Source organism: Allobosea sp. 10L422, assembly GCF_056395345.1.
Genome location: NZ_JBFTJI010000003.1, coordinates 120,686 through 143,756 on the forward strand (window position 1 = coordinate 120,686; position 23,071 = coordinate 143,756).

General features: G+C 66.8%; 15 protein-coding genes. 9 read left to right on the forward strand and 6 right to left on the reverse strand.

Annotated elements, in window-relative coordinates; translation table 11 throughout:
- Positions 1-3 precede the first annotated feature (3 nt).
- The 6 genes from AC1DEZ_RS08815 to AC1DEZ_RS08840 are packed head-to-tail and all read left to right on the forward strand — an operon-like array spanning position 4 to position 8,228.
- Complete coding sequence (locus AC1DEZ_RS08815) at positions 4-2,190, forward strand: glycosyltransferase family 2 protein (RefSeq protein WP_476779462.1); 2,187 nt, start codon at positions 4-6, stop codon at positions 2,188-2,190.
- 2 nt (positions 2,191-2,192) lie between these two features.
- On the forward strand, positions 2,193-3,497 hold the full coding sequence (locus AC1DEZ_RS08820; protein WP_476779463.1) for a glycosyltransferase family 4 protein: 1,305 nt from the start codon (positions 2,193-2,195) through the stop codon (positions 3,495-3,497).
- Positions 3,498-3,528: 31 nt separating this feature from the next.
- Positions 3,529-4,710 (forward strand): polysaccharide pyruvyl transferase family protein, encoded by a 1,182-nt coding sequence (locus AC1DEZ_RS08825; RefSeq protein WP_476779464.1) that lies wholly within the window; start codon positions 3,529-3,531, stop codon positions 4,708-4,710.
- Positions 4,707-5,891, forward strand: coding sequence for a hypothetical protein (locus AC1DEZ_RS08830; RefSeq protein ID WP_476779465.1), 1,185 nt, complete (start codon positions 4,707-4,709; stop codon positions 5,889-5,891). Before AC1DEZ_RS08825 ends, AC1DEZ_RS08830 begins: the two co-directional genes overlap by 4 nt.
- A complete protein-coding gene (locus AC1DEZ_RS08835) occupies positions 5,888-7,351 on the forward strand; it encodes a polysaccharide pyruvyl transferase family protein (RefSeq protein ID WP_476779466.1) in 1,464 nt (487 codons plus the stop codon). Before AC1DEZ_RS08830 ends, AC1DEZ_RS08835 begins: the two co-directional genes overlap by 4 nt.
- Before the next feature lie 16 nt (positions 7,352-7,367).
- Positions 7,368-8,228, forward strand: coding sequence for a glycosyltransferase family 2 protein (locus AC1DEZ_RS08840; RefSeq protein ID WP_476779467.1), 861 nt, complete (start codon positions 7,368-7,370; stop codon positions 8,226-8,228).
- 37 nt (positions 8,229-8,265) lie between these two features.
- On the opposite strand, the gene AC1DEZ_RS08845 is transcribed toward AC1DEZ_RS08840, so the two are convergent.
- Complete coding sequence (locus AC1DEZ_RS08845) at positions 8,266-9,072, reverse strand: ATP-binding cassette domain-containing protein (RefSeq protein ID WP_476779665.1); 807 nt, start codon at positions 9,070-9,072, stop codon at positions 8,266-8,268.
- A gap of 300 nt (positions 9,073-9,372) precedes the next feature.
- Between AC1DEZ_RS08845 and AC1DEZ_RS08850 the strand changes: the two genes are divergently transcribed.
- Together AC1DEZ_RS08850 and fhuB are read left to right on the forward strand one after the other, a co-directional pair.
- On the forward strand, positions 9,373-10,263 hold the full coding sequence (locus AC1DEZ_RS08850) for an ABC transporter substrate-binding protein (RefSeq protein WP_476779468.1): 891 nt from the start codon (positions 9,373-9,375) through the stop codon (positions 10,261-10,263).
- A complete protein-coding gene (gene fhuB, locus AC1DEZ_RS08855; protein WP_476779469.1) occupies positions 10,256-12,253 on the forward strand; it encodes a Fe(3+)-hydroxamate ABC transporter permease FhuB in 1,998 nt (665 codons plus the stop codon). Before AC1DEZ_RS08850 ends, fhuB begins: the two co-directional genes overlap by 8 nt.
- 42 nt (positions 12,254-12,295) lie before the next feature.
- On the opposite strand, the gene minE is transcribed toward fhuB, so the two are convergent.
- From minE to AC1DEZ_RS08875, 4 genes are all read right to left on the reverse strand, one after another.
- Positions 12,296-12,559, reverse strand: a complete 264-nt coding sequence (gene minE / locus AC1DEZ_RS08860) for a cell division topological specificity factor MinE (RefSeq protein ID WP_441511763.1) — start codon at positions 12,557-12,559, stop codon at positions 12,296-12,298.
- Positions 12,556-13,371: a septum site-determining protein MinD gene (gene minD, locus AC1DEZ_RS08865; RefSeq protein ID WP_441511762.1), complete on the reverse strand. Its 816-nt coding sequence runs from the start codon at positions 13,369-13,371 to the stop codon at positions 12,556-12,558. The genes minE and minD overlap by 4 nt, the downstream gene beginning before the upstream one ends.
- A 34-nt stretch (positions 13,372-13,405) precedes the next feature.
- Positions 13,406-14,140 (reverse strand): septum site-determining protein MinC, encoded by a 735-nt coding sequence (gene minC / locus AC1DEZ_RS08870; RefSeq protein WP_476779470.1) that lies wholly within the window; start codon positions 14,138-14,140, stop codon positions 13,406-13,408.
- A gap of 202 nt (positions 14,141-14,342) precedes the next feature.
- A complete protein-coding gene (locus tag AC1DEZ_RS08875; protein ID WP_476779471.1) occupies positions 14,343-15,539 on the reverse strand; it encodes an MFS transporter in 1,197 nt (398 codons plus the stop codon).
- 95 nt (positions 15,540-15,634) lie between these two features.
- Here AC1DEZ_RS08875 and AC1DEZ_RS08880 point away from each other — a divergent pair, with 95 nt between their 5' ends.
- A complete protein-coding gene (locus AC1DEZ_RS08880; protein ID WP_476779472.1) occupies positions 15,635-16,393 on the forward strand; it encodes an AraC family ligand binding domain-containing protein in 759 nt (252 codons plus the stop codon).
- A 225-nt stretch (positions 16,394-16,618) separates the two neighbouring features.
- Here AC1DEZ_RS08880 and AC1DEZ_RS08885 read toward each other — a convergent pair whose 3' ends face one another.
- Complete coding sequence (locus tag AC1DEZ_RS08885) at positions 16,619-22,795, reverse strand: ExeM/NucH family extracellular endonuclease (protein ID WP_476779473.1); 6,177 nt, start codon at positions 22,793-22,795, stop codon at positions 16,619-16,621.
- Between the last annotated feature and the right edge of the window lie 276 nt (positions 22,796-23,071).

Sequence of the window (23,071 nt, forward strand, 5' to 3'; positions counted from 1 at the left end):
GCGATGAGCGAGGTCATCGTTCCCGAGAGGACGGCGGTCGCCCCGGCGCCGACCGTCGCCTGGACGCCGCTCGGCGAGAACGCCATCCTCGTCCGCAGCACCTGCGACGCCATTCCGGCCAAGGTCCCGGTCGCAGTCGACGGCAATCCGCGCAACCGCGCGCAGACCATGGTGCTGAGCTGGCGCCGGCCCGGGGCCGAGCCTTCGGTGGCCACCGGCTTTCTTTGCCTGGCGCCAGCGCCCAACGTCGACAACAGCGGCACCGGCGCGCTCTTGATCGGCCGCCCCGGCCGGCCGCTGCGTCTGATCCTGGCACCGAAGCCGCAGCCGCTTCAGGTTTTCCTGTCCGAACTCGCCGACGACGCCGGACAGGCCTTTCCGAGCGTTGTCGACGGGCTGCTCGAAGTCCTGTTGACCGGCGCCCCCAATCCGCGCCGCCTGCGCGCGGTCGCGATGCTCCTGCAGACCGTCGCTCGGCCCGGCGGCTTCGTTGAGGTGATGGGTTCGCTCGATGGCGACGGCATCTTCCTGCAGGGCTGGACCTCCCATTTCGCAGCCGGGCGGATCAAGCTGCTGATCGCCCATGGCGGCCTCTCCCCCGCCAATCTCGAAGCTGGAACCTTGGAGCGGGATGATCTCGGCGAAGGCGCCCGCGGCTTCTTCGGCCTGCTCGAGGATTGCCAGGCCCAGCAACCCGGCGAGATCGAGCGGCTCTATTTCCGCGGAAGCGACGGCTGGCGCGCGCTCGAAGTGTACGAGCGCTATGTCCTGCTCGAACCGATCACCGTTCCCGGCCATCTGCGCGACGGGCTCCAGCGCGGCACCGCTCCGCAGGCCACCACCGACAAGCTGCGGCGCGCCTCCCAACGTTTCGACGGCCGCGACACAGTCTGTCTGCTTGAAGAACCGGTGCGCGCTGGCATCGATGCCGTGACCATCGTCGAGGATACCGGCGTGCTGATCATCGGCTGGCTGTTCGATCCGGAGCGCCGGGTCGATGCGGTCACACTGCGCAGCGGCAGCCAGTCCTGCGCCGTCGACCGGATCTGGACGCGCGTGCAGCGCCCGGACGTCACCACCGCCTTCATGGAAGATCCGCGCTTCGGACCAGCTCTGGCTTCGCGGCGCAACAGCCACGGCTTCATCGTCTTCGCGCCGAAGCTCGTTCCGGAGCCGGGCCAGCCGCTGCATCTCGCCTTCGAGGTGCAGGGCACTGGCCCGGCCTTCCTGCCGCTCGAACCCAGCCGCGCCCAGGCGCGCCGCGCATTGGAGCGCATCCTCGGGCTGCTCGACCCGCGCTCCTCGACCGCGAACGCCGTCGTCGAGCGCCAGATCGCGCCGGCGCTGCAAGCAGCCGAAATCGCCCCGCCCCGCGCCGTCGAAACGCTCGATGTCGGCCCCTTCGACCCCGAGGCGCCGCTCGGCCTCGTCATCGGCTTCGACCACCGCCACCGCGAGATTTCGGCATTGTTTGCGCTGATGGCGATGGACCCCGAGGTCAGGCCGCTGCCGATCGTGCTTGCCGCTCCGTCCGAGAGCTTCGACCGCGTTGGCGCCGAGGCGCGGCGGCTCGGGCGCTTCTATGGTCTCTCGGTGCGCCTCGTCGCCGTCGAGGGCGTCGAAGATACCTGTGACGCACTGGAGGCGGGCGTTCGCGCCTGCCGCTTCCAGACGGTCGCGCTGCTCTCGGGCGCAGCGCAGATCCGCATGCCTGGCTGGCTCGGTCGTCTCGAACGGGCCTACCGCGCCCGCGGCGGCCAATGCGTCGCGAGCCCGACCCTGCTGTTCGAGGACGATTCGATCCGCTGGGCTGGCGCCTGGCTGGAGGGCGAAGGAACGAGCCGGCGCATCGCCAACCGCTTCGTCGGCTATCCGCTGGAGGCGGTCGGCAATCTCGGCCCGATGGAGGTCGCAGCCGGTGCGAGCGAATGCTGTGTGCTCTCGCGCGCTGCCTTCATCGAGGTCGGCGGCTTCGCGCGCAACTATTTCACGACGGCGGAGAAGGGTCTCGATCTCTGCCTCAAGCTCAGGATGGCGGGTTCGCCCTCGCTCTGGGTTCCCGACGTCGAGGTCTATGCGGTCGATGACGGCGAGATGGCGGCGCCGCATGCCGGCGCGCTCGCGCAACTCGCCGACCGGACCAGCTTCGACCGGCGCTGGGCGCTCGCCATCTCCAACATGAAAGGCTGAGGATGCGGGTTCTCGTCATATCGCACGGCCACCCTTCGCTGTCCCTGGGCGGGGCGGAGATGGCGTCCTACAACCTGCATAAGGGGTTGCAGACCGGCGAGGGTGTCGATTCCCATTACCTCGCCCGCGTCGGTGCACCGACCCCGCGCCATGCCGGCACGGCGCTGATGAGCCTGCGCCAGCGCGGCGGCGAGCTGCTCTACTATGCCGAGGATTACGACCACTTCCTCATCTCCAACCGTGCGACGGAAGAGATCGAGCGCGACTTCGTGCGCGTTCTTCATGACCTGAAGCCGGACGTGGTGCATTTCCACCACTTCATCGGGCTCGGGCTGGAATGCCTGTTCGCGGTGCGCGACGCTCTGCCGGATGCGCTGATCGTCGTGACCTTCCACGAATATCTCAGCATCTGCCACCATCACGGCCAGATGGTGAAGACCGGCGCCTTCAAGCTTTGTTACCGGGCCTCGCCAACGGATTGCAACGCCTGCTTCCCGGACATCTCGCCGGCGCGCTTCCTGGCGCGCGAGACCTTCATCAAGGGCATGCTGGGCCTGGCCGACCATTTCGTCTCGCCGAGCCGCTTCCTCGCCGACCGCTATGTCGACTGGGGGCTCAGCGAGGAGCGCTTCTCGGTGATTGAGAACGGTATCGACGTCGCCAGCGTGGCGCCGCCGCGCCCACTGCCCGAGGGCAAGACGCGGCGCTCCCGTTTCGCCTATTTCGGCCAGCTCACGCCCTATAAGGGCGCCGATGTGCTGATCGATGCGGTGACGCGCATCCCGGATTCCATCTGGGACGACGACGCGATCCTGCTTGTCTATGGCGGCAATCTCGAGCGCCAGCCGAAAGCCTATCAGGACAAGTTCGCCAAGCTGGTCGAAAGCGCGGGGCGCCGTGTGCGCTTCTGCGGCGCCTTCCAGAATCACGAGATGCCGAACCTGATGCGCTCGGTCGACTGGGTGGTGATGCCCTCGGTCTGGTGGGAGAACTCACCCATCGTCATCCAGGAGGCGTTCTTCCACGGTCGCCCGATCCTGGCGAGCCAACTCGGCGGCATGGCCGAGAAGATCACCGACGAGGTCGACGGCCTGCATTTTCGCGCCGGCAGCCCGGAAGACCTCGTCGACTGCATGACGCGCGCCCTGACCGAGCCCCAGCTCTGGGACCGGCTGCGCGGCGGCATCAAGCGGCCGATGAGCCATCGCGAATGCGCCCAGACGCATCTCGATCTCTATCGCCGCCTCCTGGCCGAACGCAGCCGGCCTGCGCCCGCGCGGCAAGACCCCGCCGCGATGATCGCCTGAAACCATAACGAGATAACAGGGGAGACCTGACATGGCCCGCATCCTCGTCATCAGCCCGTCGGGAGAGGTCTACGACCACGACAACGTGCGCTGGTATCGCTATGCCGACCTGCAGAACCACATCAATCACTACCATAATATCGGCGACGCCTTCGTCTTCGATTCCTCGCTGAAGCTGCTCAACTTCGACAAGCTCGATGAGCTGCCGATCGCGCATGTCGATCCGGCCAGGATCGACCGGCTCAATGCCGAGTACGATTACGTCTTCCTGCGCGGCTCGAATTACATCCATGCGCAGATGAACTGGTCCAAGGCGGCGGAGGTGCTGCGCCGACTCAAATTGCCGGTCATCGCCTTCGGCATCGGCGCACAGGCGCCGGTCAGCGGCAAGCTGGAACTGAGCGAGGACACCAAGACCGTCCTGAAGCTCATTTCCGATTCCACCACCTCGCTCGGTGTGCGCGGCGCTTACTCGGCCGAGGTGCTGAACGATCTCGGCATCCGCAATGTCCGCATCATCGGCTGCCCGACCGCGTTCCGGAACAATGATCCCGATCTCGCCATCCGCTTGCCGCCGCTGGAGCAGGTCAAGACTGTGGGCATCACGCTGCGCCGCGAGGTCTCCAAGACCTATGCGCAGGACATCAAGCGCTATCTCACCTTCCACCGCGATCTGGTGAAGGCGATGGCTGATCGTTTCGAGGTCACGCTGATGGCGCAGGGCGAGGTCGAGGAGAAGAAGCTCGCGCTCGGCACACCCGAGCAGAAGGAAGCGGCCATGGCCGCGTTGCGACAGAATGAATGGGCGCGCGAGTGGTATCTCGATGAGCAGGTCGAGGGGCTCTACCAGAGCCGCATGTTCTATTCCGACGTGGTCGCGGAATATGAGCGGCTAGTGCGCGGGCTCGATCTCGTGCTCGGCTACCGGCTGCACGGCAATCTGATGGCACTCGCCAACGGCACACCCTCGATCTACTTCACCTATGACAGCCGCACGGTCGAATTCGCCGACACCTTCAAGATCCCGAGCGTCGATGTCTTCGGCGGAAAGGATTTCAAGCTGGAGGAGTACTGGGATCAGGCGCGCTTCGACCGCTTCAACGCAGCCTATGCCCGGGTCTACAGGGAGATGCGCGACTTCCTCGTCGAGAACCGCGTCGACAACAAGATGGTGGACCGCGTGGCTGCGGAGCCGCAGCGGAAGGTGGCGTGAGGAGCGCCCGCAGCTTCCGGCACACCGCGCCGCTGCTTGCGGCGCTGTTGGCCGCCTCGTTCGCCGCAGCGGCGGAAAGCCCGCGCTACCGGCTGGAACTTGCGCCCGGGGCGCAGGAGGAGACCGTCTTCGACTGGTCGAAGGAGCGCTGCCAGGAGTGGCACATCCCGGACGCGCCCTTGCGGGCCTTCCGCGACGACAAGGGAGAGGTCGTCGCCTTTGCCAGCCACCATCGCAACCGTGCGCTGATCGGCGATCGCCTCGACCAGATCAAGACTACCTGTGCGATCTCGTTCGAGGCCAAGAACAGCGCCGATCCCAGCCAATACAGCGACATGAGCTGGATCGCCGCGACCTGGACCAGGAATGGCCGCGACGTCTACGCGCTGATGCATGACGAGTACCATGCCGACCAGCACCCCGGCGCCTGCCGGTTCAAGGCCGGCATGGCCTGCTGGTACAATGTCGTCACGGCCGCGCGCTCGCAGGACGGCGGCGCAAGCTTCAAGGTCGATGATCCGCCGACGGTCGTGGCCGCGCCGACCTTCAAGCAGGAGGTCGATCAAGGTCGTCATCGCGGCTTCTTCAACCCCTCCAACATCGTCGAGAAGGATGGCGCCTGGTATGCGCTGATCGCGACGACCGGCGGCGGTGGCCAGAAGGGCGGCACCTGCCTCTATCGCTCCACGGACATCACCGATCCCAAGGCGTGGCGCGCCTTCGACGGGCAGGATTTCACCGTGCGTGCCGTCGATCCCTATCGCGAGGACACGTCGCAGGCACACCCCTGCCAGCCGCTCAAGGTGCTGCCCACGGTCGTCGGCTCGGTCACCCGCCACGAGGCGAGCGGGCTTTGGCTCGCGATCTTCCATCTCGGCCCCGACCCCAAGCAGGGCATCGCCGGCGGCCGCGTCGCCTATAGTTGGTCGAAGGACCTGATGAAGTGGTCTCCGCTGCAGACGCTCCTCACCCATCCGACGATGTGGAGCAAGGATTGCGGCGACAGCGTCCGCTATTCCTACGGCGCCATCGCCGACCCCGCCTCGCCCTCGCGCAATTTCGAGACGACGGGCGATGAGCCCTACCTGTTCATGACCAAGATGCACGTCGCCAACTGCAAGATGGGGCCGCAGCGCGACCTCGTCCGCATCAAGGTCCGCATCGTGAAGGAAACCCCATGAACGCGAATGCGCCCGCGCAGCAATTTGCCGTGAGCCAGGCCGTGCCGACCATGAAGATCCTGCGCGCCACCACGCAGGAGGTCGTCGTCCTCGTCGTCCGCGAGCCCGGCGGCGGCTGGCCCTCGCTGCGCCTCATCCTCGACGGCCAGGACTACGCCACGATCAACCCCGACGCGCTCGTCACCGGCGATGCGACGGTGGCGGAGCTCGCCATTCCGCTGCCGGCTTTGCCCGAAACACGGCTGCGCGCGATCGCGGTGGCCGATGCGAGGACGGGCGCGCTCGCGCCCGGTTCGCAACTGCGCCCCATCGCCAGGACGAGGCCATTGCGGGCGCTGGTGATCTATCCGGCGGGCGAGGTCTACGGCCACGACAAGGTGCGCTGGTATCGCGCGCCGCTGGAAAAGCTGCTCTCTGACTACTTCAATATCGGCGACATGATCGTCTACGACTCGACGCTGAAGCTGCTCGACTACGTCCATCTCGAGCCGATGAAAATCATCAACCCGACCGATGCCGATATCGAGCGCTACGCCAGCGAATTCGACTTCGTCTTCGTGCGTGGCTCGAACTTCATCCATGAGAAGATGGAGTGGTTCCGCGCCGTCGAGGTGCTCGAGAAGGTCAAGCTGCCGGTCTATGCCATCGGCGTCGGCGCGCAGGCCAGCCAGAACCGCGCGATCGAGCTGCCGGAAAGTTCGAAGCGTTTCTGGCAGATCGTCGCGGACCGCTGCGCTGCCATYGGCGTGCGCGGCGCCTTCAGCGCCGAGACGCTGCGYCRYAACGGCATYSGCAATGTCGARRTSGTCGGCTGCCCCTCGATCTTCCGCACTTGCAACCGCGATCTCCAGATCCGCGTGCCCGATCAGCGCGCCATCCGCAAGGTCGCCTTCAGCCTGCGCCGCGAGGCCGACAAGAGCTACACGATCGATCCCGAAGCCTATCTGCGCAACCAGCGCGCCGCCCTGCTCAAGGTCGATGCCCAGAGCGAGATGGTGATGTCCTCCCACGGCGAGCAGGAGGAGAAGGCGTTTTTCCTGCGCGACGAAGCGGCCAAGGAGAAGGCCATCGCCGAATTCGCCAGGACCGGCTGGTGGGACGGCCCAAACGATACGCGAATGCGCGAGATCTACGAGCGCAAGCTCTTCAGCTTCTTCGACGTCGAGGACTATGATCGCTTTTCACATAGCGTCGACCTCGCCGTCGGCTATCGCGTGCATGGCGTCTTGCCGGCGGTCGCCCACGGCGTACCGGGCGTGCTCGTCGCTTACGACACGCGCAGCCAGGAACTGGCCGAGACGCTGAAGATCCCGGTCGTGCCCGAAGAGGCGCTGGCGGAAGGCGGCTGGCGCGCGGTCTATCGCGAGGCGGCGCTCAACGGGCTCGCTAAATCCTATGCCGCCTCCTACGACCGTATGCGCGCTTTTCTCGACCGCAACGGCGTCCCGCACCGGATGTGACCGGAGGATATGGGGGATGAACAAGGTCGCCGTGGTGACGATGCAGTACAACGAGGCGTTCTACGTCTCGCGCTGGATCGACTACTATTCCGGTCTTATCGGGCGCGAGAACCTCTATGTCATCGACCATGACAGCGACGCGGCAATACGCGAGACCCTGCAGGGCGTCAGCGTCGTCCGTTATCCGCGCTCGGCGCTCGACGATCAGGAGCGCGCGCGCTTCGTCTCGAAACTCGTCAGCGCGCTGCTCGAGCTCTACGAGACCGTGATCTACTGCGATTGCGACGAGTTCATCAGCCATGATCCGCGGCGCTTCGAGAGCTTCGGCGCTTGGCTCGACGCCACTGATTTCGAGCACGCGACCTGCATCGGCCTCAACGTGACGCCGATGTTGCAGGAGGAGAATGCGGCGCTGCTCGACGGGCCGATCCTGCGCCAGCGCGGCCATGTTCGCTTCGTTTCGCCGATGTGCAAGACGCTGATCGTGCGCAAGCCCGTCCGCTGGGGCGGCGGCTTCCACCACGCCAATCAGCCGCCGCATTTTCGCGGCGCCTATCTGTTCCACCTCAAATACGCCGATCTCGGCGAGCGCCTGCACCGGCAATCGCTGACGCGCGGGCTCGACTTTGCCCAGGTCGACCAGGGCCATCACCAGCGCCGCAGCGATCTCGACCTGCTCAACCTCTATCGCAGCTTCGACCGGCTCGAACGCCGGGACTGGGACGACGATGCGATCGAGCGCTGCTGCCAAAGCTTCATTGCAGGCATCAGGCCCTCGGAGCGCGGCGACGAGGTCGGCACGATGTATGTGGCGCCGCTCAATATCGCCGGCACGGAAGCCTGGCGTCTGCCCGACAGCTTCCGCGGACTGTTTTAAACAGTTCGGCGCAGCCGGACCTCCCCGGGGCCCCCTTTCAGGCTGGGAGAGCGATCGGGCGCTGCGTCTGAGGATGGAAGATGACGCTCATCTCGACGCCGTAGATACGGGCCAGCTGCTGCGTCGTCATGACGTCCTCAGGTGTTCCCCTGACGATCATCTTGCCGGAATGCAGCGCAATGATCTCGTCGCAGTACCGTGCCGCCATATTGACGTCGTGCAGCACGACCATGACACCGAGTCCCCGGTCGGAAGACAGCCGGTGCACCAGCGAGAGCACCTCGATCTGGTGGGCGATGTCGAGCGACGAGGTTGGCTCGTCGAGGAGCAGACACTCGGCATCCTGCGCGACGAGCATCGCAAGCCAGACGCGCTGGCGCTCGCCGCCCGAGAGCGTGTCGACCAGCCGATCGGCAAAACACGCGACATCGGTCAGCGCCATGGCCTCGGCCACCATCTCGCGATCCTTCGCGCCGAAGCGACCAAGCGCGCCATGCCAGGGATAGCGGCCAAGCGCGACCAGTTCCTTGACGAGCAGACCTGAAGAGGGCGGCGTCTGCTGCGGCAGATAGGCGACCTTGCGCGCGAAGGCCCGGCCATTCCAGGCATCGAGCGCCTTGCCTTCGAACCGGATCACCCCGGTCGACGGCACCTGCTGGCGAGCGAGCAGCTTCAGCAGTGTCGATTTGCCCGAGCCGTTATGGCCGATCAGCCCGATCACGCGCCGCTTCGGCAGCGACAATGTCAGCGGCTCCAGCAGCACCCGGCCGGGGACGCTGAAGGTGACACCGTCGAGTTCGAAAAGGTCACCCTGACCTTCAGCAAGCGGGCCGGGCCCGGTCATCGCAAGCGCCTTCGCCGCCAGAAATCCATCACCGGACGGGAATGCGGAAGCCTTGCTCGCCATGATCGAACTCGCCTTCGGGATCATCGGTCTCAGCCGCTGCTTCCTCGGCCTACACCGCCGCGGCCCATCGCGAAAGCAGAGTTGTTCCGTCTCCGAAAGCCACCGGACTCGTGCCTGCGCGAGCCGCGGCCGATCGATCGCCTCAATCCATCGACTCGCGGCCCTGCCCCGTCACCGCCGCGGCAAACGACCGCTGGCAAGAAGTTCCCTCGTCAGGGCTGTGCTAGACCCGCGCGCATGATCGGCATCCCGTCATCCCCGACACGACGCGGCGCATTGGCGCTTCTCGCCGCCACCGGCCTCCCGCTGCTGGCCGTGGCAGCGGGACTGCGCGTTGCGACCGTCGACTGGTCGGTGCTGGAGACCTTGCTTGCGCTGGGAGTGCCGCCGATCGCGGCACCGGAACTGCGCCAGTTCCGCGAAGTCGCGGTAGAGCCCGCCGTTCCTACGAGCGTTACCGATCTCGGCTTGCGCGGCACGATCAATTTCGAGCTGCTCTTGCTGTCACGGCCGGAGCTGATCTTCTCATCAAGCTTCTACGCCGCCTCCGAGCTGCTACTGCGCCGGATCGCTCCGGTCGAAAGCTTCTCGATCTACGCGCCGCACCGCCCGCCCTATGAGCCGGTGGTCGCGATGACCCGCAGCGTCGGCGGGCGCCTCGGCATCGCCACGAAGGCCGAGCGCTACATCGCCGAAACCGAGGCGGAATTCGCGGGCCTGCGCGAAAGGCTGAAGCCTCTGGGCGCGCGTCCGGTGATCCCGGTCAATCTCGGCGATGCCCGGCATTTCCGTGTTTTCGGCGATGACAGCATGTTCGGCGAGGTGCTGAAGCGGCTCGGCCTCGCCAATGCCTGGACCGAGCAGACGAATTATTCGGCCATGGCCCCGATCGGGCTTGAAGCGCTCGTTCGTGTTCCGGAAGCCTACATCGCTCTGATCCCGCCGGTGCCGCCCGGCGCCATGCAGACCCTCGCGGCCAGCGCCTTCTGGAATGCCTTGCCGAACCTGCGCGAAGGCCGCCTCCTGCAGCTAGGCTCGATCAATCCCTATGGCGGTCTGCCGGCGGCGCGGCGTTTCGCGCGATTGCTGACCAACGCCTTGCTCGCGGCGGAGACGGCCCGTGGCTGAAGCGGTCCGTCACATGCGCCTTCAACCCGATCGACACCTCGGCGCCTGGCTTCTGGCGGCGCTGACGGCCGCAGCCCTTTTCCTGGCGGTGGTCGTGACGCGCCCGTCGTTGCCGGCATCGCCTGAGCTCGCCCGGACCCTCGAATCGATCCTGCTTTGGCATAGCCTCGTGCCGCGCGCCGCAACCGCCCTGATCTGCGGCGCGGCGCTCGGGCTCTCCGGCATGCTGCTGCAGCGTGTGCTGCGCAATCCGATCGCCGACGCCTCGACACTCGGCATCGCCTCCGGCGCACAGCTCGCATTGACCGTCGCCACGGCCTATGCGCCCACCCTGATGGCCTTTTCGCGCGAAGGCGTCGCGCTTGCCGGCGCCATCGCCGCGGTTGCTCTCGTCCTCGGCCTGAGCTGGCGGCGGCGACTCGATCCGATGACGGTCGTCCTGTCCGGCATGGTCGTCTCGCTCGTCGCGGCGGCAGCGAGTGCGACCGTCATCCTCGCCAAGGGCGAATACGTGCTGTCGCTGTTCATCTGGGGCGCGGGCTCGCTCAACCAGCAGAGCTGGGACGCAGCCATCGCGCTCGGCCCACATCTGGTGCTGAGCGTCCTCGCCGCCGCACTGCTGCTGCGGCCTCTCGCCCTTTTGGGTCTCGACGAGGACATGGCCCGCAGCCTCGGCCTCGCCCTTCACGCGACACGCTTCGCGATTCTCGGCATCGCCGTCTGGCTGGCAGCAAGCGTCACCGCCGAGGTCGGTGTGATCGGCTTTGTCGGCCTCGCCGCGCCGGCTCTGGCGCGCGAACTCGGCGCCCGCACGCCGCGCCAGATGCTGCTGGCGGCACCAGCGCTCGGGGCCTTGCTGCTCTCGGTCACCGACAGCACGGTGCAATTGCTCGGCTCCGGCTTCAACGATCTCGCGCCGACCGGTGCCGCCACCGCCCTGTTCGGCGGGCCGTTGCTGTTGTGGCTGATGCGCAGGGTCCCACCCACCTTGCCGCCGCAGGCAACCGATCCCGTTTGGCGCCTGGACCGGACGGCACGCTCGCTCCGGGCGCTCGTTCCGCTCGCCGCGATCATGGCACTCGTCGCGGCGCTCGGTCTCATGCTTGGGCGCGGACCACAGGGATGGGAGTTGGCGACGGGTTCTCTGTTCTGGGATCTGCTGCCGTTCCGCGGTCCGCGCCTTGCCGCGGCCGGATCGGCTGGCGTTCTGCTCGGCGCTGCCGGCTGCCTGATGCAACGCCTCACCGCCAACCCTCTCGCCGGCCCCGAGGTGCTGGGTGTCAGCGCCGCCGGCGGCGTCGGATTGCTGCTCGCGCTCGCATTCCTGCCGGCAAGCCCTTTCGCGATGCTGGCAGGCATCGCGGGCGGCTCGCTCGCGGCGCTCCTCGTCATGCTACTGCTCGCCTCCCGCCCGGGCATCGGGCCGCAGCGCCTGCTGCTTGCCGGCATCGCCATGGGCGCGCTCTGCATGGCGGTGGTTTCGACCGCTCTCGCCCAGGGCGATCTGCGCGCCTACATGCTGCTGCTGTGGCTTTCAGGCTCGACCAACCGCGCTGGCGAGATCGAGGCCTGGATCGGTCTCATCGCATGCGTCCTGCTGATCGCCCCTGTGATGCTCGCGATGCGCTGGCTCGATCTGCTGCCGCTCGGGGATGCCACCAGCCGCAGCCTCGGCCTCGCCGTGGAGCGCAGCCGCCTCTGCCTCGCAGCGCTGGCAGCGCTGATGACGGCCGTGGCCTCGCTTTTGGTCGGTCCCTTGAGCCTGATCGGGCTGATCGCCCCGCATCTCGCCCGCCTCGCCGGCTTCGCACGCAGCCGCGACCAGCTTCTCGCCTCGGCCCTGATCGGCTGCGGCGTGATGATCGTCGCGGATTGGCTCGCGCGTCTCGTCGCTTTTCCCTATCAGGTGCCCGTCGGGCTGTTCGCCGCGCTGATCGGCGGCCCCTACCTGATCTGGCTGCTGAACCGCGGAGGAAGCCGAAATGGCTGACACCGCCAATCCGCAGGCGAATCGAATGTAAGAAGGCGGCCGTCAGGCCGCCTTCTTACCCGAGTCGAATGGGATTTCGATATCGACGGCCAGCGTCGAGACCTTGGCGCCCCGTTCCATGCGGACGCTGACCTTCTCGTCGTCGACCTGCATGTGCTTCGAGATCGCGCGGAGGATTTCGTCCCGGAGCTTCGTGACGAGATCGGAGTCGCCGACGGCGGCCCGCTCATGGGCGAGCAGGACCTGCAGCCGCTCGCGCGCCGCGGGAGCCGACTGGGAGCGGGAGAAAAGACGAAGCAGGTTCATGCCGCCTTCCTTCCGAAGATCTTGCCGAAGAAGCTGCGCTTCTCGCCGGGAATGGTGATCGGCAGGGTCTCGCCCTTGAGCCGGCGCGCGGCATCGAAATAGGCGACCGCCGGCGCGCTGCGCTCGTCCGCCAGCGTGACCGGCGAGCCGACATTGGAGGCGCGCAGCACGTCCATGCTCTCGGGGACGATGCCGAGGAGCGGGATCGACAGGATTTCGAGGACGTCGTCCACCTTGAGCATGTCGCCGCGCTCGGCCCGGGCCGGATCGTAGCGGGTGAGAAGGAGGTGCTTCTCCATGCGCTCGCCGCTCTCGGCCTTCAGCGTCTTGGAATCGAGCAGGCCGATGATGCGGTCGGAATCGCGGACCGAGGAGACTTCCGGGTTGGTCACGACGATCGCGATGTCGGCATGGCGCATCGCCAGCGTCGCGCCGCGCTCAATCCCGGCCGGGCTGTCGCAGATTACCCAGTCGAACGACGTTTTCAGTGCGCCGATGACCGCCTCGACCCCCTGAGCCGTCAGGTTGTCCTTGTCGCGCGTCTGCGAGGCCGGCAGCAGATAGAGCGACTCGAGCCGCTTGTCGCGGATCAGCGCCTGCGTGAGCTTGGCTTCGCCCTGAATGACGTTGACGATGTCGTAGACGACCCGCCTTTCGGCTCCCATGACGAGATCGAGATTGCGCAGGCCGACGTCGAAATCGACCACCACGACCTTCTCGCCGTTGCGTGCGAGGGCCGCACCCAGTGCGGCCGAGGAGGTCGTCTTGCCGACGCCGCCCTTGCCCGATGTGACCACGATGACCTTGCCCATAGACCTCTCCTGTTTGTGTGGACGCGCCCTCAGCTCAGGCGAGTGATCCGACCTTGAAACTGTCGCCTTCCAGCCAGAACTGGACGGCCTTCCCGCGCAGCTCCGGCTCCAGGTCCTCGGCCGTCTTGTAGTAGCCGTCGATGGCGACGAGCTCGGCCTCGAGCTTCCGGCAGAAGATGCGCGCCGCCGCATTGCCGATCGTCCCGGCCATGGCCCGGCCGCGCAGCGTGCCATAGACATGGATCGAGCCGCCGGCGATGACCTCCGCCCCGGAGGCGACCGAGCCGACGATCGTCACGTCGCCTTCGGCGAAGATCACCGACTGCCCCGAACGGACGGGTTGGGTGACGACCAGGGACGGCGACGCCTGCGGCACGGCCACGGCCGGCGGGGCCACGTTCTCGGGCACCTGCGGTTTGCCGCCCTCTTCGACCACCGGCGCTTCGATATCCGAGGTCGGGCGGCCATCCGTCATCGCCGGTGGCAGATCCGTTCCGAGCAGCGAGGGACGCGCGCCCTCGATGCCCATGATCCGCACATTGCGGGCGCCGAGCCTGTCGATCAGATCGCGCAGCTGGGGCCGGTCGATGTCGAGCCCGCTGATATCGAGAACCACGGGCCGGCGCATGAAGAAACCGGTCGAGCGCGAGGCCAGATCATCGAGCCGGACAAGCCAATCCTCGAAGGGAAGCTCGGGTGTCAGGGCCAGCGCGAGGAAGCTGCGGCCCTTGAGACGAATGGGTCGGGATTGGGTTAACACGCCGGTCATCTTGGTAAATTTTCGGTTGCTTCGGTGTATCGAGCGCATGGTTAACAAGCGGTAAACCGGCGCCGCTTATCCACGTCAAGAAGCCGGCCTCGCTCGCCGGACGGACCGATCTGGCAGGGTGTGCCGAGCGCCTGCGCCGGGTTTCGCGGCATGCGAAAAACCCGGCCAAATCGGCAATGGCAAGCGCGCGGGAGAACGCGGGCTATTCAGCCGGAGCGGCCTTTTCCGACGCGGGGCCTTGAGCGAGGAAATAAAACGCCAGCGAAGCGAGCCAGACGATCAGGCCGAACACCGCTGCTCCGCCCAGGACCAGCCCGAAGCCGCCCCCCGCATACAGAACCGCCAGCATGGGCACCACGAAGCCGCTCACGGTGAAGCCGAGAAAATAGCGCACGCTGAATGCCTTGGCGCGGTGCTGCGCCGGCACGTAGCGGGCGACCATCGCATCGTTCACGACGACCTGCCCGTAGATCGCGGCCATCGTCAGGACGAGGCCGAGCAGCAGCGGCACGCCCTGGGCCGTTGCCGCCAGCGCGAGGCCGAGCGGCTGCAGAAGGGCGAGGCCGACGAACAGGGCCGGCAGCGTATAGCGGTCGACGAGCCGGCCCATCAGCCACTGCGCCCCTGCCCCGAACACGAAGACCAGCGTCGCCAGCGAGCCTGTCAGTGCCAGCGGCAGGTCCAGCCCGAGCCGCTCGTCCAGAACCTTCGGCAAGGAGATGGTCGTGATGTTGAAGGTCATGCCGCCGGCGATGATCGCGATGGCGAAGACAGTGAGAAGCGCCATGGGACGGCCGACCGGAATGAGCTCCGCCTTGCCGGAGCGACTCGCATGCGGCGCCCCGTCGCCGGGAACGAGCGCGAGGAACGCCGCTCCGAGCACGAGACAGACGAGGCCGGGCAGCACGAAAGCCGTGCGCCAGCCGAGCGTTGCGGCCAGCAGCGCGGTGACGCCGGCCGCCGACGCCGCGCCGAGATTGCCCCAGACGGCGTTGACCCCGAGGTCGCGCCCGAGCTGGCGGGCATGATTGACCAGCATGGTCGAGCCGACCGGGTGATAGATCGCTGAGGCCACGCCGAGAACGAGGAGCCAGGCAGCAAAAGCCGTCGGCCCGTTCGCGCTGGCAACGCCGAGGCAGGACAGCCCATAGCCCAGGAAGAAGACGGCGAGCATATTGCGCCGGCCGAAGCGGTCCGAGAGCCACCCCATCGGCAGCGAGCACAGGCCGAAGGCGACGAAGGCGCCCGTCGCCAGACCGATGAGTTCGGCATAGCTCAGGCCGGTCTGCGCCGCGATGGCGATCACCGCCGTGGGATAGATCAGCAACACGAAGTGATCGAGCGCATGAGCTGCGTTGACGAAGAAAAGCGTGCGCTTGGACAGGGTTTCGGGGCTCATGGCGATGCTCACGACAAGGACGGCGTTCGTTGTAGCTTGACCCGCGGCGCCATGCGGGCCGTAATTCTGCATAATCGGGCCAACTGGAGAGCACGATGCGCGGCGACAGCGACGCCTATCAGACCGTTCCCCGCGCCATCGGCGTCATGCCGAAGACCTATGAGGCAGGTGCGACCACCGGCTGGCACAGCCATCCGCGCGCCCAGCTTCTCTACGCTACCGCCGGGCTGACCCTGGTGACGGCAGAGGACGGCACCTGGATTCTGCCCGCACAGCATGCGCTCTGGATTCCGCCGCAGCTTTTCCATGAAGTGAGAATGCATGGAAAGGTCTCGATGTGCTCGGCCTATGTCGCGCCTGAGGCCGTGGGCGTCCTGCCGAAGGGTTGCCGCGTTCTGCAGGTGACGCCGTTGCTGGCTTCGTCGCTGGCGGCGCTGGCGGCCGAGCCTCTCCTCTACGACGAGAGCGGGCGCGGCGGGCATCTCGCCGCGCTGATCCTGGATGAAATCGCGCGCGCCCCCGAAACGCCTTTGACCCTGCCCCTGCCGCGCGATCCACGGTTGCGGCGCGTCTGCGAGGCGTTGCTGCAGGACCCCGCCTCGCCCCTCGACCTCGACGGCTGGGCGCAGCGCGCCGGGGCAAGCCGGCGCACGCTGACGCGCGGGTTCCGGACCGAGACAGGCATGAGCTTTGGCGATTGGAGAGCACGCTTGCGGGTGGTCCGGGCATTGGCCATGGCGACGGATGGCTGCCCCCCGCATCAGATCGTCCGTGCCGTCGGCTACGCCGATCTGCGGGCGCTCAAGGCAGCGGCCGAACGCATCCTTGGCGGCGCAGCCTTGTCATGGCGGTGAGTGACGAAGACGACCCCGACGCGTCCAAGCTCAGCGGCGTCAGCCTTGTCCCGATGCACAAGCATCGATGCGCCATGATGCAAGGATCCGACGACGACACGTCAAGCGCCGGGTCCGAGCGATTCGCCGGCAAATGCCCTCGAAGCGGTGCGGTCAAACGGACCTAAATCGACAAAAAGGGGCGCCCTTGTCGGGCGCCCCTTCCTCCATGCTTGCGATGCTCGCTTAGACGAAGCGGAAATCGTCGTGAGCGAGGCTTGCGAGTTGCACGCCCTTGAGGGTCAGGGTGGTGTCGCCATCGATCGAGATGACGGTGTCGGCGCCGATCTGCGCGGCGGCGTCCATGGCGGTATCGAAATCGGCGAAGACCCCGATCGAGAATTCCAGCACGTCGGCGCTGGAGCCGGACGTCCGGAAGTCGGTGATCGTGTCCTTGCCGAAGCCGGCCGCGAAGACGAAGGCGTCGTGCCCGGAGCCGCCGGTCAGGATGTCGTCACCCGCGCCGCCCACGACACGGTCGTCGCCGGAGCCCGCGTCGATCACATCGTTGCCGGCGCCGCCGAGAACGAGGTCGTTGCCGGAGCCTGCATCGATCAGATCGTTGCCTTCCCCGCCATCGACATTGTCGTTGCCGGAGCCCGCCGTGATCGTATCGTTGCCGATGCCGCCGAAGACCTGATCGTCGCCCGAGCCGCCGTCGAGAAGGTCGTCGCCCGCGCCGCCCCAGAGCTTGTCGTTGCCGGCACCGCCCTTGAGGTTGTCATTGCCGGCACCGCCGTCGAAGGCGTCGTCGCCATTGCCGCCGGTGACATTGTCGTTGCCCGCGCCGAAGAGCAGCTTCTCGATGTTGCTGAAGCTGTCATTGCCGATGCCGGCGCCCGAGATCTTGCCCGCAGCGAAATTGACCGTGACCGGGCCCGTCGCCGCCGAGAGATCGAGCGTATCGAAGCCTTCGCCACCGTCGATGACGTCGTCGCCGAGACCGGCGAGGATGATGTCGTCGCCCGCGCCGCCCTGGAGCACGTCATGGCCGGCGCCGCCGTCGAGCAGGTCGTTGCCGGCGCCGCCCTTCAGTACGTCGTCGCCGAAGCCGCCGAGCAGGTGGTTGTCCGCAGCGTCGCCGATCAGGATGTCGTTGCCGGAACCGCCGATGACGGTCTCGATCGAGACGAGCTCGTCCTCGCCGGTCGCATCGCCCGAGGCCATGCCACTTGCGAGATCGACCACGACGCCAGCAGCGTCGCCGGAGAAGTCGGCCGTGTCGATACCAGCGCCGCCGTCGAGAAGGTCGTCGCCCGCCCCGCCGCTCAGCACGTCGTTGCCGACACCGCCGAACAATGCGTCGTCGCCGGCGCCGCCCTTGAGGAGGTCGTCGCCCTCGTCGCCGGACAGCGTATCGTCGCCTTCGCCGCCATCGATGGCGTCATTGCCGCCGCGGCCCGACACCTCGTCGTCCCCGAGGCCGGCAAGGATGACCTCGCCCCACGACATGCCGACGAGCAAGTCGTCGCCGTCGGTGCCGACCGGCAGCTCCGCGGCATCGACCAGCACCGTGTCCTGGCGGACATTCAGGTTCTGGATGCGCTGGTCGAGCTCCATCGGCGTGTCGGCGACGTCGTAGGCCGTCTCCTTGGTGGCGTGGAATTCCTGCATGTATTCGGCGAAGGCCTGCTGCTCGCCGAGCAGGGTCGAGCCGGCGGGCGTGTTGGCCGCCACGACGGCAGCGGCGGTGAAGTCGAGCGCCTCGTCGACCGGGCCGGAGAGGCCGCCATCCGCCAGCAGATAGCGGAAGTTCTCGCCATTGGCCTTCATCGGGTAGCTGTCGCCGCCATTGGCGAGGAAGCTCAGCGTCACCATCGTGATCTTGGCGGGCGCGCCCGGCTGCAGCACGCCGTCATCGTAAAGGGCGATCGTGGTGCCGTCCTCCGCGATCAACGCGATATCGGAGACGCGGCTGCCGGCCGGCAGGTCCGGGTCGTAGGAGAAGGCGATGCCGCCGATCTGCGGGAAGCGCCCCTGGTTGCCGAGGAGCCCGACGCCGTGCTCGAGAATGACCTTGAGGCCCTGGGCAGTGGTGTCGAAGGCCATCAGCTTGTTGTCGAAGCGCAGCGAGTTCTCGATGTCGAGCTGCGAGACGCCGCCCTCGGCCTTGCCGGTCGCGGCATTGGCCGGCGGCGCCAGCTTGTCGACCTGGCCGGTGACCGGATCCGGGGCCGAGAAGGTGCCGATCTGCGAGCGCACGCCGCCGCCGTTCTTGACCGACACGACGAAGGCCGGGCTCTCCGCACCGAGCGCATCGCGCAGCGCGTCGGCATTGGCATCGGCCGAGAGGCTGCCGAGGTTGGTCTCCTGGTTGCGGATGAGCGCGCGCTCGCCCTCCAGATAGACGTCGGTGTAGCCGTGGACGGTGCCGTCCTTGACGTTGATGACGGACTGGACCGCATCGGTCACATCCCGCACCTTGTCGCCCTTGGTGCCTTCCGCGAAGGCGGTGTTCTCGAGATTGCCGACGGTGGTGCCCCAGGCTTCGGCGACATTCGCATCGGTCGACGCATAGGCGCCGTTGATCGCGGTCTTCCCCGCGAGATTGTCGACGATGATGTTGCCCTGGGCGTCGAAATCGACCACAAGCCGGCCGAGATAGGAGTATTCGCCGTCGGTGTTGACGATCAGCGTCGGCTTGCCGTCGGCACCGGCGGTGACGATCGGATACGGCCCGTCGAATTCGGCGCTGTGGCCCGGGAAGTTCTCGGCCACGTCGTCGGCATCGCCCAGCCGGGTATGGGAGCCAGCCGCCAGGATGATGTCGACGCCGCGCAGCTTGGTCGCGAGCAGCTGCTCGTACTCAAGCTGCTGCAGATGCGACTGCACGATGATCTTGTTGATGCCTTCAGCGATCATCTCGTCGATGATCGGCTGCAGCTGGCTCGCCAGCAGGTCCATGTCGTCGACCTCGGCGCCATCGCCGGGGAAGCCCTTGACCTCGGTGCCGGTCGGCGAGGAGATGCGCTCGAGGATCTGGGTGGTCGCGCCGATCAGGCCGATCTTCTCGCCGCCCTTGGTGATGATGGCGGCCGGCGCGATGCGCCCGTTCAGCGTGTCGACGTCCGGCGTCGGCGTCGCGCCGTTGCCGACCGTGTTGGTGTAGCGCGGGTTGAGGTCGGCATCGGCCGAGAAGTCGAGGTTCGACGACAGATAGGCGAAGTCAGCGCCCTTCCAGCCGGCGACCGAGCCTGCGGTGATCGCGTCGCGCAGCACCTTCGAGCCGAGGTCGAAGTCATGGTTGCCGATCGTCGAGGCGTCGATGCCGATCGCGTTCATGATGGCGATGTCGGCCGCGGCGATCGGCTGGTTGACGCCGGCGGCGATGGTCGATCCGGTAGCCGCGTTGATCGCCGCGCGCACGGACGGATCGGTCCCGGCGGCGATGAACGGACCCGGCAGGAAGTTGTCGCCGCCCGAGAGCGTCAGCGTATTGGCGAAATCGTCGTCGAAAGCATCGACCAGAGCGGCGAGGTTCTTGGCGGTCTGGCCGGCGAGAAGGCCGGCTTCACCGTCGGAGAAATGCAGGAGCTGGAGCGTGAAGGCGGTCGTAGACACGGGGTTCTCCGTCAGATCAAGCCCGACGATGATCGGGTCGTGATCGGATACGCGGGCGATCACCTCGGAATTGAAGATCGAGGGATCGCGCTCATTGGTGATGAGATCGGCATTGAAATTGAGCTGGTAGTCGACCGCATCGGCCTCGTCGGCGTTGATGTGCCAGTCGGCGACGCCGGTGACCTGGGCCGAGAGGCTGCCATTGGTCAGGACATGGTCGAGCGAGCCGGTCTGGCCGTCGAAGACGTAGCTGTAGCCGTCGGCGCCGTGATCGGTGAAGCCGGCGTTCAGCAGCACGTCGATCGGGTCTTCCTTCGCGTAGGCGTTGAGGTCGCCGAGGACGAGTACGTCCTGGTCGTGCGAGCCGGTCGGATCGGTGCCGAGCCATTCGACCAGCGCCTTGGCGGCAAGCTCGCGCTGGCTGTTCCAGCCACCGTTGCCGTCCTTGATGTCAGCATCCTCACCGGTGCCGGAGCCGCCCTTCGACTTGAAGTGGTTGACCACCGCGGTGAATTCACCGCCGCTGGCGAGTTCCTCGAAGGTCACGGCCACCGCCGCGCGGCTGGTGTTCTCGCCGTTGAAGATGCGGCCGAGCGTGCTCTGGCCCAGAAGCTCGGACGAAACGTCGCTGTCGTCGAGGATCGCGACGTGGGTGTCGATGGAGACGCGCACCGAAGTGACGTCGTAGATGAAGCCGACCGCAATGGCGTCGCCGCCGACGAAGTTCTGGCCCGGACGCACCCAGTCGAACTTGAAGGAGCCGGAGACGCTGTTGAGCTGGTCGACGAGATGGTCGATGGCGTTGCCGCTCGCCCCCTCGATAAAGTTGTTCTCCAACTCCATCAGGCCGAGCACGTCGGCATCGAGCGACAGGATCGTGTTGACCAGCTTGGCGGTCTGCCGGTCGAACTCTGCTTGCGTCTCGGCGCCGCGCGGCTCGAAGCCGTTCGTTGTGAGCTGGCCGTTGTCGAGCGTGGTGAAGTAGTTGAGCACGTTGAAGCTCGCGACCTTCAGCGTGCCGCCGACATCCGGATAGCTCGTCGGCCGCGGATTGGCCGAGACCACGTCGTTGATGCCCGGCCCGTTCTGGACCGCGTGCACGCGGAACTGGTTGAAGTCGTAGTCGAGCACGCCGGTGAGACCGGTGATGGTGTCGCCCATGCGCGGCGCGGTGGTGGCGTTGTAGTCGCCATCGACCACGGTGTTGTCGAGATTGGGGTTCGAGACGCTGCGGCCGTCGTCGAAGATGACCGAGCGCGAGGCGATGTCGCGCAGATGCGCGTCGTAGCCGGAAACGCTGGCATCGTGATCGACGGTGTAGGAGTTCGGGCGCTCACCCTGGGTCAGGCGGATTTCGCCGAACTGGTCGAGATTGAACTGCTCGGTGATGGCGAGCGTCTCGGTGAAGCGGACAAGCATGCCCTCGTAGCGCTCGAGATCGGCGACATAAGTGCCGTTCGAGGCGGTCTGCACGCCGACGCTCGGCAGGTCGATCTCGACCGCCATGCTGTTCACGTCGGCCACCGCGCCGGCCTGGACGATCGCGACGGTGGAGGCGTTGAGCTCGGTATTGCCGAAATTCTCGGCGACCACGCCGGTGACGCTGACCTTGTCACCGATCTTCACATCGACGCCGAGGCTGGCATAGGACACGAAGATGCCTTCGGAGGTCAGGGCGTTGCCGTCGGAGTCGCCAGCCTCCTCCTGCAGCCAGAAGCCGCCGAGATTGCGGGCGCCGTCGGCGTCGCTGTTCTGGAAGTCGCCGACGACGATGGCCTCGACCGTGACGGTCTTGCCCACCATCGTGCTGCCGAGGCCGGTGCCTTGCACGGCACTGATCAGGGTGATCGGGGTGCCGTCGTTGTTGACGATCGTCGCGCTCGCCGATTGGGAGGAGGTACCCAGCGTCGCGGTGATCGAGAAGCTCTCGTCGGGCTCCGCCACGGCGTCGTCGATCGTCGCTACGCTGAAGCTTGCAGTGGTCTGGCCGGCAAGGACCGTGACCGCGGCAGGAACGCTGCCGATGTCGCCGGTCGCGCCCGACACGGCGAGGTTGACGACGGTATCGGTGGCCGCGGCCTGGCTCAGCGTGACCGTGAAGAGGAAGCTCTGGCCCTCAGGCTTGGAGGCCGCGTCGACCGTGACCGAGGAGACCGAGACCGCGCCGCCGCCCGCCACGGTGAAGGACTGCGCCGAGAACGGCACGTCCGGGGCGGTGCCATCGTTGCTCTGGTCGCCGGTAGCGTCCTGGCTGACCCAGTTCGAGGCCGTGTTGATCGCCGCGCGATAGGAATCGAAGGAGGCGCCACCGCTGCGCGCGCCGTTGAAGGCGGCGATGTCGGTGTCGTCATCGAGCGTGCTCAGGTCGAGCGCATCCGCGCCCGCGGTCAGGCCGGTATTGGTCAGCACGCCGTTGGCGCTGTTGAAGCCGCCATTGGCGATAGCCGTGATGAAGTTCGGCGCCGAGGCCGAGCCCTGATAGGCGTAGATCGTCTCGTCCGCCGCGCCGATGCCACGGTTGGTGCCGCGTCCGGCCACGGATGCGGCCGCGGTGCCGGTGCTCGCCGAGATCGTCCCGGCGCCGATATTGTCGATGCGCACGATCGTGCCGGCTGCGACGCCCGCGGAGGTCCAGCTGAACGCTCCCTCATTGGTGTCCGCGAAGGCCGAGCCGTTCCACTCGTTATCCTCGAAGATGATGGTCTCGCCGGCCGGAATTTCCGTGAGCGCCACGAATGCGATGTTGTCATTGCCGTCGGCATTGAAACCGACGAACGCAATCGAACCTTTACTGAGCGCCATGGCTGAAATCCCTGTTCCCGATCCGGGGTTTGACGTGGAGGCGAAGGGCGGCGTCGGGCACAATCCGCCCCGCCGCGCTCGGCATTGATCGTTACGGATTGCCCGTGCTCCCGCAGGAGCCCGGGCGATTGCGGGCGATGTTCAGACGAAGTCGATCGAACCGGAGCACGTCACGGGCAGATCCTTTTTAGCCAGCACATCGAAACCCCGGCCGCCGCCAACCGGGTGGCCGGCCCGCATAAGGCGAGCCGGATGCGGGCTTTTGACCCGCCCAAG

Bases quoted from the DNA above. Each gene is read 5' to 3' on its own strand.
- AC1DEZ_RS08815 (WP_476779462.1), top strand. From the start codon at position 4: ATGAGCGAGGTCATCGTTCCCGAGAGGACGGCGGTCGCCCCGGCGCCG.
- AC1DEZ_RS08820 (WP_476779463.1), top strand. From the start codon at position 2,193: ATGCGGGTTCTCGTCATATCGCACGGCCACCCTTCGCTGTCCCTGGGC.
- AC1DEZ_RS08825 (WP_476779464.1), top strand. From the start codon at position 3,529: ATGGCCCGCATCCTCGTCATCAGCCCGTCGGGAGAGGTCTACGACCAC.
- AC1DEZ_RS08840 (WP_476779467.1), top strand. From the start codon at position 7,368: ATGAACAAGGTCGCCGTGGTGACGATGCAGTACAACGAGGCGTTCTAC.
- AC1DEZ_RS08845 (WP_476779665.1), bottom strand. From the start codon at position 9,072: ATGACCGGGCCCGGCCCGCTTGCTGAAGGTCAGGGTGACCTTTTCGAA.
- AC1DEZ_RS08850 (WP_476779468.1), top strand. From the start codon at position 9,373: ATGATCGGCATCCCGTCATCCCCGACACGACGCGGCGCATTGGCGCTT.
- minE (WP_441511763.1), bottom strand. From the start codon at position 12,559: ATGAACCTGCTTCGTCTTTTCTCCCGCTCCCAGTCGGCTCCCGCGGCG.
- minD (WP_441511762.1), bottom strand. From the start codon at position 13,371: ATGGGCAAGGTCATCGTGGTCACATCGGGCAAGGGCGGCGTCGGCAAG.
- minC (WP_476779470.1), bottom strand. From the start codon at position 14,140: ATGACCGGCGTGTTAACCCAATCCCGACCCATTCGTCTCAAGGGCCGC.
- AC1DEZ_RS08875 (WP_476779471.1), bottom strand. From the start codon at position 15,539: ATGAGCCCCGAAACCCTGTCCAAGCGCACGCTTTTCTTCGTCAACGCA.
- AC1DEZ_RS08880 (WP_476779472.1), top strand. From the start codon at position 15,635: ATGCGCGGCGACAGCGACGCCTATCAGACCGTTCCCCGCGCCATCGGC.
- AC1DEZ_RS08885 (WP_476779473.1), bottom strand. From the start codon at position 22,795: ATGGCGCTCAGTAAAGGTTCGATTGCGTTCGTCGGTTTCAATGCCGAC.